The following is a 13,238-nucleotide window of genomic DNA, read 5'->3' on the forward strand; positions in this document are numbered from 1 at the left end:
GAGGAACAGCGGCTACTGGCGCAACGGCTTCATGCGGTACGGCGCGGAGGCGCAGCTCGTGGTGGTGGGCAGCCATGGGCACGGCGGGTTCGCCGGCATGCTGCTCGGGTCGACGAGCCAGGCGCTCGTTCACCACGCCCCGTGCCCGCTGGCGATCGTCCGCCCCGCCGAGTGAGAGGAACACCGAGGCGGCCTCCCCGCGGTGGGCGAGGTCGCCTCCGCAGGTCACGGGTCATTTCACGGCACGCGGTGGAATCACCACGACCGGGCATTCGGCGTGGTGCAGGCACTTGGCGGCGACTCCGCCCAGCACCGCCCCTGCGATCCGTCCGTGGCCGCGCGTGCCGATCACGAGCAGGTCGGCGTGCCTGGAGGCTTCGACGAGGTGGTCCGCCGCGTCGCCCACCTCGACGATCTCGGCGACATCTGGTGCGTCGGGCACCGCCGCGCGTGCCAGCCGCACGTTGGCGTGCAGTTCCGCCGCCGGATGGCGTTGCGGCCGCTCGCCATACGGGTGCAGCCCCATCGAGGTCGCCGGCACGAACACGGGTTCGTGGTAGTACGTCAGCACCGCCTCCACCCTGGCGCCACGGCGCGCCGACTCCTCCAGCGCCCACCGGAGCGCGGCAGTCGACTGCGGGGAACCGTCCACGCCGACCACGATCACTGGTGTCCTCATCGTCCGCTCCCATCGCCTGCAACGAGGGTGGCTGTCGCCGCACATCGGTCGGCAGGGACCAACGTCACGACACGGGCGAGCCCATCCGCCCTGCTGGCGCCCGCGGCCGAGGCGAACCCTCGAAGCAACTCGATCGGGAGGTGGGCCATGCAGGCGGAAGCGGGCGACTGGCTGGTCGTTCAGGGGCCGGTGATCGACCACGGCGGCCGGCGCGGGCTGATCCTGGAGGTGCGGCACCCGGACGGGACGCCGCCGTATCTGGTCCGGTGGCTGGACTCCGGCCACGAGGCTCTGGTGTTCCCCGGACCGGACGCACACGTCGTGACGGCCGAGGCCGCCCGGCTGCACGTGGGCTGACGTCCTTGGACACCGCGGTCGCGCTGGGACATCTCGCGACGGCACTGGCCATCGGCTTGTTGCTGGGCGTGGAGCGGGAGCATGACAACGCCCGTGACTCGGTCCGGCCGGCGGGCTCGCGGACGTTCCCGGTGATCGCACTGGCTGGTGCGGTGAGCGCCGCGGTGTCCCCGATCGTGCTGGGCGTCGCGCTCGTGGCGGTCGCCGCGTTGGTGATCACCTGGTACGTGCGCACCGCGGAACCCGGTGCGACGACGGAGATCGCGGCCATCACGACCTTTCTCCTGGGCGCGCTGGCGTGGCAACGGCCCGAACTGGCGGTGCCGGTCGGTGTGGTGGTCGCTGCGTTGCTTGCCGCGAAACGGCCGTTGCACCGCTTCGCCCGCAAAGTCGTGAGCGATCAGGACATCCGTGACGCGATGATCCTTTTCGTCGTCGCGTTCGTGGTCTTGCCGCTGCTGCCGGATCGGCCGCTCGGTCCGTACGGGGTGCTGAACCCGACAAGGGTGTGGTGGCTGGTCATCGCAGTGACGGTGATCGGCTGGGCAGGGTACGTGGCCGCGCGGGCGTTCGGGCAGCGCTGGGGCCTCCTGGTCACGGGGTTCGCCGGTGGGTTCGTGTCCGGTTCCGCGACGACCGCGGTGATGGCCCGCAAGTACCGCACCGTCGGCGCGGCAGCGTTTCCCGGGGCGGTGGCGGTGAACCTGGCGACCCTCGCGCAGATCGTGGCCGTGACAACGGTGGCGAGCCCGCCGGTCGCCCTCCGGCTGCTCCCCGCGGTCGGCGCCGGCGCACTGGTGCTGCTGGTGGAGGTGGCGTGGCTGGTGTGGCGCACCAAACCGGCGGAGGCCGAGGACGAACCGGTGGTCGGCAGACCGATGTCGATCAAGGCGGCGTTGACGCTGGCCGCGGTCCTGGTGCTGTTCCTGGTGATCACCCGCGCGGCGGCCGAATGGCTGGGTGGCGGGGGAGTGGTGGCAGCGGGAGCGCTCGGCGGCCTCGCGGACGCGCACGCTGCGGCCATTGCCGCCGCTTCCCTTGCGCCACAGTCGATTCCTGTACACACGGCGGTGCTGGCCTGTGGCGCCGCGCTCGCCACGAACACGGTCGTGAAGCTCATCCTCGCCGCAGTGGCTGGTGGACCGAAGTTCGCGCTGCAACTCGCCGCATGGCTGGCGCCGGTCGTGGCCGCGGTTGCGCTCGGAGTGGCCTGGTAGGACGAAGGTCCCGCACTGCACGGGACCCCGGCCACTCACCGGTGATCACATCGGCCGGGAGGCTGAAGTGTATGAGCGAGAACGAATCCCGGCCCCTCGTGGTCGGCGTGGATGGATCGGCCGCAGCGCGGGCGGCGCTGGAATGGGCGGTGCAGGACGCTCGGCGGCGTGGGTGCAGGGTCGACGCGGTCTCGGCGTGGCACCCGGACTACGGGTTCGTGATCGGCGCGGCGTCCGCCGAGATCGTGATGTCGATGTCGCCGGATGCGATGCGCGCCGCGGCGCAGGCCGGCCTGGACAAGGCGGTCGAAGGCTTCGAAGGCGTCGAGATCCGCCCAATCCTCGTCGAAGCCGATCCCCGGACCGCGTTGACCGAGGCGTCCAAGGACGCTGAGCTGCTCGTGGTCGGCAACCGCGGCCACAGCACGATCGTCGAGGCGCTACTGGGCTCGGTCAGCTCGTACTGCGTGCACCACGCCTCCTGCCCGGTGGTCGTGATCCGCGAACCCAAGACCGAACAGCAGGACGAGCGCCCCGTCGTCGACGTGGCCGTCCCGCTGACGCCTGGACCGTTGCTGTGAGAGCACGCCTCGGCCACGTCTTCCTGACGGGGGTAGTGCTCACCACGGTCGCGGGCGGGGTGGTGTGGCTTCAGGATCCGCACAGCGCGCGGATCTGGTGGGCCGTCGCGACAGCCGCGGCCGTCGTTCCCGCGGCGTGGTGGGTCGTCGAGGACATTCGCGCCAAGCGGTTCGGTGCGGATGTCCTCGCGGTGCTGGCCCTCGTCGGCACACTGGTGGTCGGTGAGTACCTGGCCGGCGCCGTTGTGGCCGTCATGGTCGGGACCGGACACGCGCTGGACGACTACGCGCGGCGGCGAGCCCGGCGGGACCTGAGCGCGCTGCTGGATCGAGCACCACAGCACGCTCAGGTGCGGCAGGCCGGTGGGCTTCGCGAGGTCGAGGTCGACGCGGTCGTGCCCGGAGACGTCGTTGTGGTGCGTCCCGGCGAGGTGGTGCCGGTGGACGGAGTTCTGCTCGGTGACGCGACGTTCGACGAATCGGTGCTGACCGGTGAGCCGGATCCGGTCAACCGGTTGCGTGGCGAACGCGTGCGCAGCGGCGTCCTGGTGGAAGGCACCGCGGTCGACGTGCAGGCCGCCTCCACGGCACAGGAGAGCACCTACGCGGGAGTGGTCAAGCTGGCCGAGGAAGCGGCGGCCATGAGCGCGCCCGTCGTGCGCGTGGCCGACCGGATCGCCACGGTGTTCCTGCCCGTCGCCGTGCTGGTGGCGGGGCTGGTGACCGTGATGACGGGCGATCTGACGCGTGCGGTGGCCGTGCTGGTGACCGCGACCCCGTGCCCGTTGCTGCTCGCCGTGCCGGTCGCGATCACCGCGGGCATGTCGCGTGCAGCCCGTGTCGGTGTCGTTCTGCGGGACGGGCAGGCATTGGAAGCCTTGGGCAGCGCGCGGGTGGCGGTCCTCGACAAGACCGGCACCTTGACGGTCGGGCGACCCGTCGTGGTGGACATCGTTCCCGCGCCCGGCTGGACGGCGTCCGGCGTGCTCGGCGTCGCGGCCTCCGTCGAGCAACTGTCCACCCATGTGCTGGCATCGGCCGTGGTCGAGGCCGCGAGGACGGCCGAGCTGCCCGTGGAACCGGCTCAGGACGTGCACGAGCGCCCAGGTCACGGTGTCGGCGGACGCGTCGGGTCGTCGACGGTCTTCGTCGGAGCACGGGACGAGGAACCTGCCCAGGACTGGGAACGCGCGGTCGCGGGGAAGGCACGACTGGACGCGGCGACGCCGGTGTGGGTGAAAGCCGACGGCAAGTTCATCGGCGCGCTGCTGCTCCGCGATCCGCTGCGACGCGAGGCCGGGAGGACCGTGCGGCGGCTGCGGGCGGCCGGTTTGCGCCGGGTGGTCATGCTGACGGGAGACCGTCCGGCGGTCGCACAGGACGTCGCGGGGATGCTCGGGCTCGACGACGTGGTGGCTCGGTGCGCCCCCGCGGACAAGGTCGCGCGGGTCCGCGAGGAGCGGTCCGGCGGCATCACCGTGATGGTCGGTGACGGCATCAACGACGCACCAGCGCTCGCTGCTGCCGACGTCGGAGTGGCGTTGGGGAACCGCGGCAGCGCGGCTGCCGCCCAGGCAGCGGACGCGATCATCCTGGACGACCGCATCGACCGGCTTGCCGACGGTGTGGAGATCGCCGCACACGCCAAGCGAATCGCCTTGCAGAGCGCGACGGCCGGCATGGGGCTGGCGGTCGTGGCGATGGGCTTCGCCGCCGTCGGACTCCTCCCCGCAGTCGGCGGTGCGCTCGTTCAAGAGGCGATCGACGTCGCGGTGATCCTCTACTCGCTGCGTGCTCTCCTTCCGTTGCGGCACAGGAGGATGCGACCGGAAACGACCAGGCTGCTGGCCAGGTTCGACGCGGAGCACACCCTGCTGCAGGAAGTGCGGGACGCGGTGCGCGTAGCCGCGGACGGACTGCACGCGGGCATGACGGCGGATGCGGCCGAAGCCGTGCGGCACGCGCACCGGCTGGTGGTCGAGCGCCTCCTCCCTCACGAACGTGCTGAAGAGCACGAGCTCTACCCGGTGCTGACCGCGGAGTTCGACGACCAGCACGCGACCGTTCCGATGAGCCGTGGCCACGCCGAGATAGAACGGCTGGTGCGCCGGCTCGGCCGACACCTCGACGAGTCCGGCGGGCTGACCGCGGACCAGGTCGACGACCTGCGCGCCACTCTCTACGGCCTTGACGCCGTGCTTCGCCTGCACTTCGCGCAGGAGGAAGAAAGCTACTTCGTGCTCGCGGACTCGCGCTGAGGAAGGATCGACATGGACCGGCAGCCGGCACCCGTGCGGGCGCTTTTGACCGACGGCTCGGTCGTCGAGGTGCGCGAGCTGGGACCGGGCGACGTCACGGCATTGCTCGACCTGCACCGCTCGCTCCCGGTGGAGGACCAGTACCTCAGGTTCTTCAGCACCTCGCCGCGGCAGCTCGAGGACTTCGTGCAGCGGATGGTGTCCCCTGACGAGCCGAGGCACGTGGTGCTGGGCGTGTTGCGGGAGGGTCGCCTGCTCGGGGCCGCGAGCTACGTCGTCGAGCGCGTTCCTGAACACGCCGAAGTCGCACTCGTCGTGTCGCACGCCGAGCAGACACACGGTGTCGGCACGTTGATGCTCGAGCACCTCGCGTCCCTGGCTCGCAGCCAGGGCATCCGTAAGTTCACCGCGGAAGTGCTCACGATGAACTTCCGCATGCTGCGGGTGTTCACCGACATGGGTCTGGTGTGGACGGTCGTGCCGGACGGTGACGTCGTCCACGTCGACCTCGGCCTCGAGCCCTGCGAGCGCTATCTCGACGCGGTCGCCGAACGCGAAGCGAAAGCGGACGTCGCGAGCCTGACCAACGTGTTGCGACCACGTTCGATCGCGGTGGTCGGAGCGAGCCGGTCACCGAACTCCGTGGGCCACGCCGTGCTGCGCAACCTCGTGCAGGGCAACTTCACCGGCGACCTGTACGCGGTCAACCCGCACGCGAAATCGGTCGCCGGAGTGGACTGCTGTGCCTCGGTGACCGAACTGCCGGAAGCCCCCGACCTCGCGGTGCTGTGCGTGCCGGCGAAAGCCGTGCCCGGTGTCGCGGAGGAGTGCGGACGCCGCGGCGTCCGCGCGTTGGTCGTCATCTCGTCGGGCGTTGACCCCGACGAACTCATGAAACCCGTGCGCGCACACGGCATGCGTTTGGTCGGCCCGAACTGTCTCGGTGTGTCGACGAGTTCGCCGGCGGTGCGGATGAACGCGACCTTCACCGTCCACGACCCGCTCGCGGGCGACATCGGGCTGGTCACCCAGTCCGGCGGTGTCGCTATCGCCGTGCAGGAGGAGCTGCGGCGGCTCGGCCTCGGAATGTCCGGTCTGGTCTCCACCGGTGACAAGCTCGACATCAGCAGCAACGACCTGCTCATGTGGTGGAAGGACGACGCGGAGACCCGGATCATCGCCCTGTACCTGGAGTCCTTCGGCAACCCGCGCAAGTTCTCCCGGCTGGCCCGCGAGGTGGCCAAGCGCAAACCCGTGATCGCGATCCGTGCGGCGAGCAGCGAGGCAGGGCAACGGGCGGCGGCCTCGCACACCGCTTCGACGGCCACACCGTCGGTCACCAGGGACGCGTTGTTCCGGCAGGCGGGCGTGATCGCGGTCGACGGCGTGCCGGAGCTGGTCGACGTCGTGCTGGCGTTGCGGCAACCGGTGCCGGGAGGCAGGTCCGTCGCCGTGCTGAGCAACGCGGGCGGTCTCGGCGTACTGGCTGCGGACGCATGCGTCCGCAACGGGCTGCGGATGGCGGAGCTGTCCGCCGCGACCTCGAACGTGTTGACCGAACTCGTCGCGCCGGCCGCGAGCGTGCACAATCCGGTCGACACGATCGCGGTCGTGGACGAGGAAACGTTCGCCCGCTGCTCGACGTCATCGGCGCGGACTCAGCGGTCGACGCGGTGATCACCGTGACCGTGCCGACCGCGCTCGGTGATCCCACTGGCGCGGTGCACAGACTGGCCGACAAGCCGGTCCTCGCGGTGCGAACCGGTCAGACCGAATGGCTTGCGGGCGACGTGCCCTGTTACGCCGCACCGGCCCGAGCCGCCACGGCGCTGGCCCGGCTGGCGGAACGCGCCGAGTGGCTCGACCGGCCGCGGGAGTACCCGAAGCCGACCGGTGTCGATCTGCAGACCGCCCAGGGGATCGTCGCCCGCAACAGGGAGGGCTGGCTGCCGCCGGACGAGGTCGTGCGCCTGCTGAAGGCGTTCGGACTCCCGGTGCTGGGCGGAACCCTCGCGACGACTGAGGAGCACGCGGTGGCCGCACAACGCGCCTACGACGGCCCGGTCGCGATGAAAGCCGTGGCGGAGGACCTGTTGCACAAGAGCAAAGGCGGTGGAGTGGTACTCGGCGTCGCCGGCGAGGGTGCGGTCGCGGAGGCGTTCCGCGCCTTCCAGGACCGTTTCGGTGACCGCCTGCGCGGCGTGTTCGTGCAGCCGATGGCATCGGGGGAGCGGGAACTGCTGGTGGGCGTCGCCACCGACGCCAAGTTCGGACCGCTCGTGGTGACCGGACTCGGTGGTGTCGACACCGACTTGATCGACGATCGCTCCGCCGCGCTGGCGCCACTGTCCACAGCGGACGCTGACGACCTGATGCGCGGCTACCGCGCTGCCGGTGCGGTGCTCGAGGGAACCGATGAGGCAGCTGTACGCGACGTCCTGCTGCGCGTGGCCGACCTCGCCGCAGCATTGCCCGAAGTTACCGAGCTGGACATCAACCCGCTCATCGTGACGAGCACTGGCTGCCTGGTGGTGGACGCCAGAATCCGCGTCGCCCCCGCCCAGCCCATCGACCCGTTTCTGCGTCAACTGAGGAGGACGAGATGAGCACGACAGCAACCCCGATCGTCGTGGGAGTCGACGGAACGCCGGCATCGGATCGTGCGCTCCGGTGGGCAATGGACGAGGCCGTGGTGCGCCGTTGCCCGCTGCATGTCGTCAACGCCTGGAACTACGAGCCGATGGTGGACTGGCGGGAGCACGCCGTGCAGCAGGCCGAAGCCGAGTCGGAGGCGCTGATCGGTGAGGCGGTGCGCGCGGCCTCGGCAGGACGTGCCGAGTTGCCCGAGATCGTCCAGCGAAGCCTGCGCGGATATGCGGCCGAGGTGCTCGAGAAGGCCTCCGAGGACGCTGCACTGCTGGTCGTCGCATCGCACACCGGCCACCGGATGCGTCAGATCGTGCTGGGCTCGACGAGCATGCACGTCGTTCGGCATGCACACAGCCCGGTCGTCGTGATTCCGGTGACCGACCGGGAGTCGGCTGAGGTGGCTCGATGAAGGCCCGTGACGTGGCGACTGGTCCGCTCGTGACCGTCGGACCGCGTGACTTCGCTCGGCACGCCGAGGGCCTCATGGACGACTTCGGCCTCACGATGCTGCCGGTGGTCGACGAGGACGTGTTTCTCGGCGTGGTGACGAAGGCGGCCTGCGCGGGTGCCAGTGGCAAGGTCGAGCACGTGATGTCGCAACCGGTCCTGACCTTCGGCCCGGAGACGGATGCGGCGACGCTGTACGACGCGATGACGCTCCGTGGGGCGCTCAGCGTGCCCATTCTCGACGACGGCCGGATCGTCGGCGTGGTGACGACGTGCGATGTGCTTCGGGCGATCAGCCACGGCGACCCGCACCTGCGAGTCGGTCCTGCCGGTCTCCCCGGCTGACCGCGTGACGGAGACTCCGATGGACAGGCTGAGGCGGGACGTCCATGAAGGGGAGCCGTACCGCCTGCAGACCGAGCTGGTGAAGCTGCAGGAGTGACTCGGGGAGACCGGCGCGCGGCTCGTCGTCCTGTTCGAGGGACCGCTGGACCGGAGCTGGTACAACCGCGCCGGGGTGGAAACGGGTGACGGGCTACTGCACGCCGGAGCGGCACCGGTTGTTCCTGCGGCAGTGCCCGGTGTTCGAGCGGACGCTCGCCGAGGACGGCATCCTGCTGCGCAAGTACACCGACACCGCCGAGTCACGCTGATACGTGGTGGAAGGCGACGACAAGCGGCGGGCGAGGATCAACATGATCGCCCATCCGGTGACCACGATCGACTATCACGAGGTGACTCGACCCGGGATCACGCTGACGCACCCCCGCAGGCACAGGGCTACCAGCGCACCGCGCGCACGTTGCAGCGCGAAGTTCCCGACCGGGCGGGGGATCTCGATGTCCAGTCCGGCTGAGCGATGGTCGCCTACAGGTTGGCGGCGTGCGCCCGTGGCACTGGAGGCCTCATCGGCGTGACTGGACGACGGAAATGGGTCACCGCGGCCGCGGTGACCCATTTCCGTGTCGTCGTCACTTGAGCCACGGGTTCGCCCGGACGAACGGCAGGTCGGCCCACCAGCGGGCCATACCCCAGACGGCGCCGGACGCCGTCGCCGCCACCACGATGAGCACCAGCGCGTACACGACGTGGTACTCGATGACCGGGTTGGTGGACATCGTCGCCTCGCCGGCCGAGTTCTGCTGCGCGGGCGGCCACTCCGCAGCCCACATCAGCAGCATCATCAGCGTGCCGGCGACAGCGGCGATCCGCAGGCCGATGCCGAGCACCAGCGCCACGCCGATCGCGAGCAGACCGACCATGAAGAGCGTGTCGGCCCACCAGGCGCCGGCCCAGTCGCGGAACGTCGACTGGAACGGTCCCACGTCGACCCGGCCGAGGAAGCCCTTGGTGGGCGAGCCTCCGGAGAACCACGCGTTCTTCGCCGGCGTGGCGTAGCCGAGCCCGAAGGCCTTGTCGAAGAAGGCCCACAGGAACAACAGACCGGTCGCGATGCGCAGCACCGCGAGTGACATCGCACCCGCGTCGATGCGGGTCCGGACAGGCACATCAACAGCAGACATCGTTACCTCCCAGGTATTTCGCGTTGAGTACGAGCTTCACGCGCACACGGTGGCGCACCCAGGGTCCTTGGGGCCGCGCTGGATGAGCCCGTTGGCGGTCGGCGTGTGGTTTCAGCGTGCGGCGACGAGCTGCTCGGCGATGTGGTTCGCCCAGAGGTCGATCGCGTCCCAGTCGCGGTAGTCGCCCGCCATGCTTCCCTGGGCCATCTTCCTGGCGAGGAAGCCGACAGCGGTCTCCGGTGTGAGCCGTCCGCCGAAGGTGGTGGGCTGGTCCGCACCGATGCGAGTGGCGAGCTCGCGCACCTTGCGCGGTGCCTTCTGGGCGGACAGGTCGCTGCCGAGCGGACCGCTGTGGAACAGCCACACCGGTTTCCTGGCGAGCGCGGGTGCATTGCGCTTCAGGAACTTCACCGCCTCGGTCCGCCACCGGCCGGCGTAGAGCGCACTGCCCAGCACCACCGCCTTGTACGGCTCGACCGAGCGGACGTCCGCGACGTCCAGCACCGTCACCTCGTGCGAGGCCGAGCCGATCCGCGCCGCGATCGCCTCGGCGATTTCCTTGGTAGAACCCATCTTGGTCGCGTACGCGACGAGAATCTCAGTCATACCAACACCTTCGTACTGGCAATCCAGCCGGGACAGAGCACTTGTGCTCACCCGAGCAGGGACGCGGGTTACTGAAGTCGGTCTTCACGCAGGGCGATCGTGGAAGGCGACAGAGGAGGCAGTGATGAGGGTTCTGGTGGTCTACGCGAGCGCTGCGGGCTCGACGGCGGGCATTGCCGAGTGGATCACAGGCGCACTGATGGCACGTGGACACGAAGTGGAGCTGCGCTCGGTCGAGGAGGTGACCGGCGTGGCGGACTACGACGCGTTCGTGATCGGCAGCGCGGTCCACGACAAGGCCTGGCTGCCGGCGGCTGCGGACTTCCTCGCGCAGAACCGTCGCACCCTGTGTGGCAAGCCGGTGTGGCTGTTCAGCGTCGGATTGCCAGGCGCGTTGCGCGGCCCGCTCCGCAGGTGGGCGATGCTGGAGGAGACCGACATCCTCGCAGAGCTGCTCAGGGACGTCACCCCGGTGGAACACCGGCTGTTCACCGGTGTGATCACGCCGTCGACGTTCGGGAAGTTCGGCGCGTTGTTGTTCCGCGCCATGGGCGGCCGGTTCGGCGACTTCCGCGACTGGGCCGAGATGGAGAGGTGGAGCGAGTCGATCGCGGACGTGTTGGCGGAGCAGAAGTCGTGAGTGGTCTCCGGCGCCAGGCGACGGAAACCACTCACAACCGGTCTCATGGAAGCGTGCGGGCGATGCGGTCCGCGAGGTCCACGGTGCGGTTGGCGTAGCCCCATTCGTTGTCGTACCAGCCCATCACCTTCACGACGTGGCCCTGCGTCTTGGTGAGCGATGCGTCGAACACACAGGACGCGGGGTCGCCGATGATGTCCCGGGACACGACGGGATCCGTGGTGTAGCGCAGGATTCCCTTGAGCTGCTGGGCGGCCGCCTCGGCGAAGGCGCGGTTCACCTGGCCCGCGGTGGTCGGCTCGGCGAGCCGGACCGTCAGGTCGGTGAGCGAGCCGTCCTCGACCGGGACCCGCACGGCCAGCCCGTCGAGCTTGCCGTCCAGCGTCGGGATGACCAGCCCGATGGCACGGGCCGCACCGGTCGAGGTCGGGATGATGTTCACCGCCGCGGAGCGCGCCCGGCGAAGGTCCTTGTGCGGGCGGTCGAGCAGTGCCTGGTCGCCGGTGTAGCTGTGGATCGTGGTCATGACGCCTTCGACGATGCCGAACGCTTCGTCCAGCACGGCCGCCATCGGGGCGGCGCAGTTGGTGGTGCAGGACGCGTTCGAGATGATGTGGTGGGTGCCCGGCTCATAGGTGTCGTCGTTGACTCCCAGCACGATCGTGGCGTCGACGTCCTTGCCCGGCGCGGTGATCAGGACTTTGCGCGCGCCGCGTTCGATGTGGACACCGGCCGTCTCCCTGGTGCGGAACCGGCCCGTGGCCTCGATGACGATGTCGGCGCCGAGCAGCCCCCAGTTGAGCTCTGCGGGGTTTTCCTCAGCGGTCACCAGGATGCTGTGGTCGTCGACGGTGATGGTGTTCCCCTCGGCGGACACGTGCCTGCGCCACGGTCCGTAGGTCGAGTCGAACGCGAGCAGGTGCGCCAACGTCTCCGGTGTGGTGATGTCGTTGACCGCGACGATTTCGATCGCCGTGTCGTTCCGGTCGATGGCGGCGCGCAGCACGTCCCGCCCGATGCGACCGAACCCGTTGATGGCAACGCGAACCGGCATGAGGATCTCCTACCTGGCTGGGACGGGGAGAGGTGCGGGCGCCATCGGCTCCCAGCGCGGGGCCAGACGCTCTTCGAGCAGCCGCATGGTGGTGTACTCGAGGTCTTCGAGCGGCAGACGGTGCGGTTCGAAGGGGCCGTGGCGGCGCATGTAGTCCATGACCTCGTTGGCCTGGCTGCGGGCGCGGTCGAACGACGGGTCGTCGAACATGTCGCGAGGGCCGATCAGCTTGCCGTCGCGCACCTGGAAGCCCAGTGCGGTGACACGCGGTGGTCCGTCGAACCGCGCGGGCGTGGCGTGGCCGATGGCGACCGGCATGATCGGTGCGTGGTGGGAGCCGCGCATGCAGCCGGCGACGGTGTGGGGGAAGGCGAACGGTTCCAGCACTTCACCGACGGCGGGCAGCCCGGACTGGGCACGGACGATCATGACGGGATCGTCCTTGCCGACGTACTTCCCGGCGATGAGCGACAACCTCTGCGTGGACGTCGCGGCGGCCTGCTCGTCCAGTGTCTTCGACTGGACGGAATGGATGACGTACCGGGCCGGTGCGCCGATGTACATCAGCATCTCGTAGAGGTCGGCCGGGCAGTCGAACCAGATCTTCTTCTCTTCGTGCAGGTCGTAGACCTCGAACCGGAAGCCGGCGTGCATCTTCGAGTCGATGACCAGACCGGCGGTGTTGAACGGGTCGGCGAACATCTTGTACAGCGGCAGGTTCCACGCGCCGGGCTCGGTCTTGTCCGCGAGGAAGCAGATGATCGGCTCACTCGGCCGTTCGGTGAACTCCAGCTCGGCGTAGCCGGGCCCCATTCCGCGCAGGTTGCCGCTGAACGCGTCGGAGAGCAGGTCCTGGCCCGCGCCATAGAGCCCGAGGCGCTTGGCGATCTCGGTGGTGCCCAGGAAGGTGTCCCAGGCGAACGCGTGGATCGGTTCGGCGTCCGCGCCGTGTTCGTGGGTCATGATGAGTGAGATGTCGTCACCGCAGCTCGCGACCTTGGCGTCGAGCACGAGGTGGTCGCGGATCGCGGCGGTGAGTGCTTCCTGGGCGGCGGCCAGCATGTCGGGGTGCACCGAGGAGTGGCCGACGAAACCTCCGGTGTCGGCCTTGATGATGCTGAGGGTGATCATGGTGTGCTCCATAAGCTTGTTGATGTCCAGGACGAGGTGTTCTGGACGCCCAGGACGGCGGGGTGTGGCTGATGTGTGCTTGCCGCTGGGTGGCTC

16 protein-coding genes are annotated in these 13,238 nt (G+C 69.6%); 11 read left to right on the top strand and 5 right to left on the bottom strand.

The annotated features are described in order from the left end of the window. Nucleotides 1-31 precede the first annotated feature (31 nt). A complete protein-coding gene (locus JOD27_RS42010) occupies nt 32-175 on the top strand; it encodes a universal stress protein (RefSeq protein ID WP_204767972.1) in 144 nt (47 codons plus the stop codon). Between the two features lie 57 nt (nt 176-232). Here JOD27_RS42010 and JOD27_RS42015 read toward each other — a convergent pair whose 3' ends face one another. Beyond that, nucleotides 233-679 carry a universal stress protein gene (locus JOD27_RS42015; RefSeq protein ID WP_204767973.1) on the bottom strand — a complete coding sequence of 149 codons (447 nt, stop codon included), beginning with the start codon at nt 677-679 and terminating at the stop codon, nt 233-235. 147 nt (nt 680-826) lie between these two features. On the opposite strand from JOD27_RS42015, the gene JOD27_RS42020 reads away from it, so the two are divergent. The 9 genes from JOD27_RS42020 (at nt 827) to JOD27_RS47050 (ending at nt 8,841) form a co-directional block, all read left to right on the top strand. After that, complete coding sequence (locus tag JOD27_RS42020; protein ID WP_204767974.1) at nt 827-1,036, top strand: DUF1918 domain-containing protein; 210 nt, start codon at nt 827-829, stop codon at nt 1,034-1,036. A gap of 5 nt (nt 1,037-1,041) precedes the next feature. Then, entirely contained in the window at nt 1,042-2,253 is a 1,212-nt protein-coding gene (locus JOD27_RS42025) for an MgtC/SapB family protein (protein WP_204767975.1), read from the top strand. Nucleotides 2,254-2,324: 71 nt separating this feature from the next. Further along, a complete protein-coding gene (locus tag JOD27_RS42030) occupies nt 2,325-2,834 on the top strand; it encodes a universal stress protein (protein ID WP_204767976.1) in 510 nt (169 codons plus the stop codon). After that, on the top strand, nt 2,831-5,092 hold the full coding sequence (locus tag JOD27_RS42035) for a heavy metal translocating P-type ATPase (protein WP_204767977.1): 2,262 nt from the start codon (nt 2,831-2,833) through the stop codon (nt 5,090-5,092). The genes JOD27_RS42030 and JOD27_RS42035 overlap by 4 nt, the downstream gene beginning before the upstream one ends. Before the next feature lie 12 nt (nt 5,093-5,104). Further along, nucleotides 5,105-6,769, top strand: a complete 1,665-nt coding sequence (locus JOD27_RS47040; protein WP_307830631.1) for a GNAT family N-acetyltransferase — start codon at nt 5,105-5,107, stop codon at nt 6,767-6,769. After that, nucleotides 6,766-7,698 carry an acetate--CoA ligase family protein gene (locus tag JOD27_RS47045; RefSeq protein ID WP_307830632.1) on the top strand — a complete coding sequence of 311 codons (933 nt, stop codon included), beginning with the start codon at nt 6,766-6,768 and terminating at the stop codon, nt 7,696-7,698. Before JOD27_RS47040 ends, JOD27_RS47045 begins: the two co-directional genes overlap by 4 nt. Then, nucleotides 7,695-8,150, top strand: a complete 456-nt coding sequence (locus JOD27_RS42045) for a universal stress protein (RefSeq protein ID WP_204767978.1) — start codon at nt 7,695-7,697, stop codon at nt 8,148-8,150. Before JOD27_RS47045 ends, JOD27_RS42045 begins: the two co-directional genes overlap by 4 nt. Beyond that, the gene (locus tag JOD27_RS42050; RefSeq protein WP_204767979.1) at nt 8,147-8,533 is read left to right on the top strand and encodes a CBS domain-containing protein; all 387 of its coding nucleotides are present in this window, start codon (nt 8,147-8,149) and stop codon (nt 8,531-8,533) included. The genes JOD27_RS42045 and JOD27_RS42050 overlap by 4 nt, the downstream gene beginning before the upstream one ends. A 182-nt stretch (nt 8,534-8,715) precedes the next feature. Next, a complete protein-coding gene (locus JOD27_RS47050) occupies nt 8,716-8,841 on the top strand; it encodes a hypothetical protein (protein WP_307830633.1) in 126 nt (41 codons plus the stop codon). A 318-nt stretch (nt 8,842-9,159) separates the two neighbouring features. Here the strand turns inward: JOD27_RS47050 and JOD27_RS42060 are convergent, their stop codons facing one another. Further along, complete coding sequence (locus tag JOD27_RS42060) at nt 9,160-9,711, bottom strand: DoxX family membrane protein (RefSeq protein ID WP_204767980.1); 552 nt, start codon at nt 9,709-9,711, stop codon at nt 9,160-9,162. A gap of 111 nt (nt 9,712-9,822) precedes the next feature. After that, nucleotides 9,823-10,317 carry a flavodoxin domain-containing protein gene (locus tag JOD27_RS42065; protein ID WP_204767981.1) on the bottom strand — a complete coding sequence of 165 codons (495 nt, stop codon included), beginning with the start codon at nt 10,315-10,317 and terminating at the stop codon, nt 9,823-9,825. Between the two features lie 124 nt (nt 10,318-10,441). Between JOD27_RS42065 and JOD27_RS42070 the strand changes: the two genes are divergently transcribed. Beyond that, the gene (locus JOD27_RS42070; RefSeq protein ID WP_204767982.1) at nt 10,442-10,957 is read left to right on the top strand and encodes a flavodoxin domain-containing protein; all 516 of its coding nucleotides are present in this window, start codon (nt 10,442-10,444) and stop codon (nt 10,955-10,957) included. Nucleotides 10,958-11,000: 43 nt separating this feature from the next. Here JOD27_RS42070 and gap read toward each other — a convergent pair whose 3' ends face one another. Both gap and fbp read right to left on the bottom strand, forming a co-directional pair. Then, nucleotides 11,001-12,011, bottom strand: coding sequence for a type I glyceraldehyde-3-phosphate dehydrogenase (gene gap, locus JOD27_RS42075; protein ID WP_204767983.1), 1,011 nt, complete (start codon nt 12,009-12,011; stop codon nt 11,001-11,003). Between the two features lie 9 nt (nt 12,012-12,020). Next, the gene (fbp, locus tag JOD27_RS42080; protein ID WP_204767984.1) at nt 12,021-13,142 is read right to left on the bottom strand and encodes a fructose-1,6-bisphosphate aldolase/phosphatase; all 1,122 of its coding nucleotides are present in this window, start codon (nt 13,140-13,142) and stop codon (nt 12,021-12,023) included. Nucleotides 13,143-13,238: the final 96 nt, after the last annotated feature.

Origin of the sequence: Lentzea nigeriaca, from assembly GCF_016907955.1 — a bacterium.
Taxonomy (GTDB): Bacteria; Actinomycetota; Actinomycetes; order Mycobacteriales; family Pseudonocardiaceae; genus Lentzea; species Lentzea nigeriaca.

Bases quoted from the DNA above. Each gene is read 5' to 3' on its own strand.
- JOD27_RS42020 (WP_204767974.1), top strand. From the start codon at position 827: ATGCAGGCGGAAGCGGGCGACTGGCTGGTCGTTCAGGGGCCGGTGATC.
- JOD27_RS42065 (WP_204767981.1), bottom strand. From the start codon at position 10,317: ATGACTGAGATTCTCGTCGCGTACGCGACCAAGATGGGTTCTACCAAG.
- JOD27_RS42070 (WP_204767982.1), top strand. From the start codon at position 10,442: ATGAGGGTTCTGGTGGTCTACGCGAGCGCTGCGGGCTCGACGGCGGGC.
- JOD27_RS42030 (WP_204767976.1), top strand. From the start codon at position 2,325: ATGAGCGAGAACGAATCCCGGCCCCTCGTGGTCGGCGTGGATGGATCG.
- JOD27_RS42010 (WP_204767972.1), top strand. From the start codon at position 32: ATGCGGTACGGCGCGGAGGCGCAGCTCGTGGTGGTGGGCAGCCATGGG.
- JOD27_RS42015 (WP_204767973.1), bottom strand. From the start codon at position 679: ATGAGGACACCAGTGATCGTGGTCGGCGTGGACGGTTCCCCGCAGTCG.
- JOD27_RS42045 (WP_204767978.1), top strand. From the start codon at position 7,695: ATGAGCACGACAGCAACCCCGATCGTCGTGGGAGTCGACGGAACGCCG.
- JOD27_RS42060 (WP_204767980.1), bottom strand. From the start codon at position 9,711: ATGTCTGCTGTTGATGTGCCTGTCCGGACCCGCATCGACGCGGGTGCG.
- gap (WP_204767983.1), bottom strand. From the start codon at position 12,011: ATGCCGGTTCGCGTTGCCATCAACGGGTTCGGTCGCATCGGGCGGGAC.
- JOD27_RS47040 (WP_307830631.1), top strand. From the start codon at position 5,105: ATGGACCGGCAGCCGGCACCCGTGCGGGCGCTTTTGACCGACGGCTCG.
- JOD27_RS42050 (WP_204767979.1), top strand. From the start codon at position 8,147: ATGAAGGCCCGTGACGTGGCGACTGGTCCGCTCGTGACCGTCGGACCG.
- fbp (WP_204767984.1), bottom strand. From the start codon at position 13,142: ATGATCACCCTCAGCATCATCAAGGCCGACACCGGAGGTTTCGTCGGC.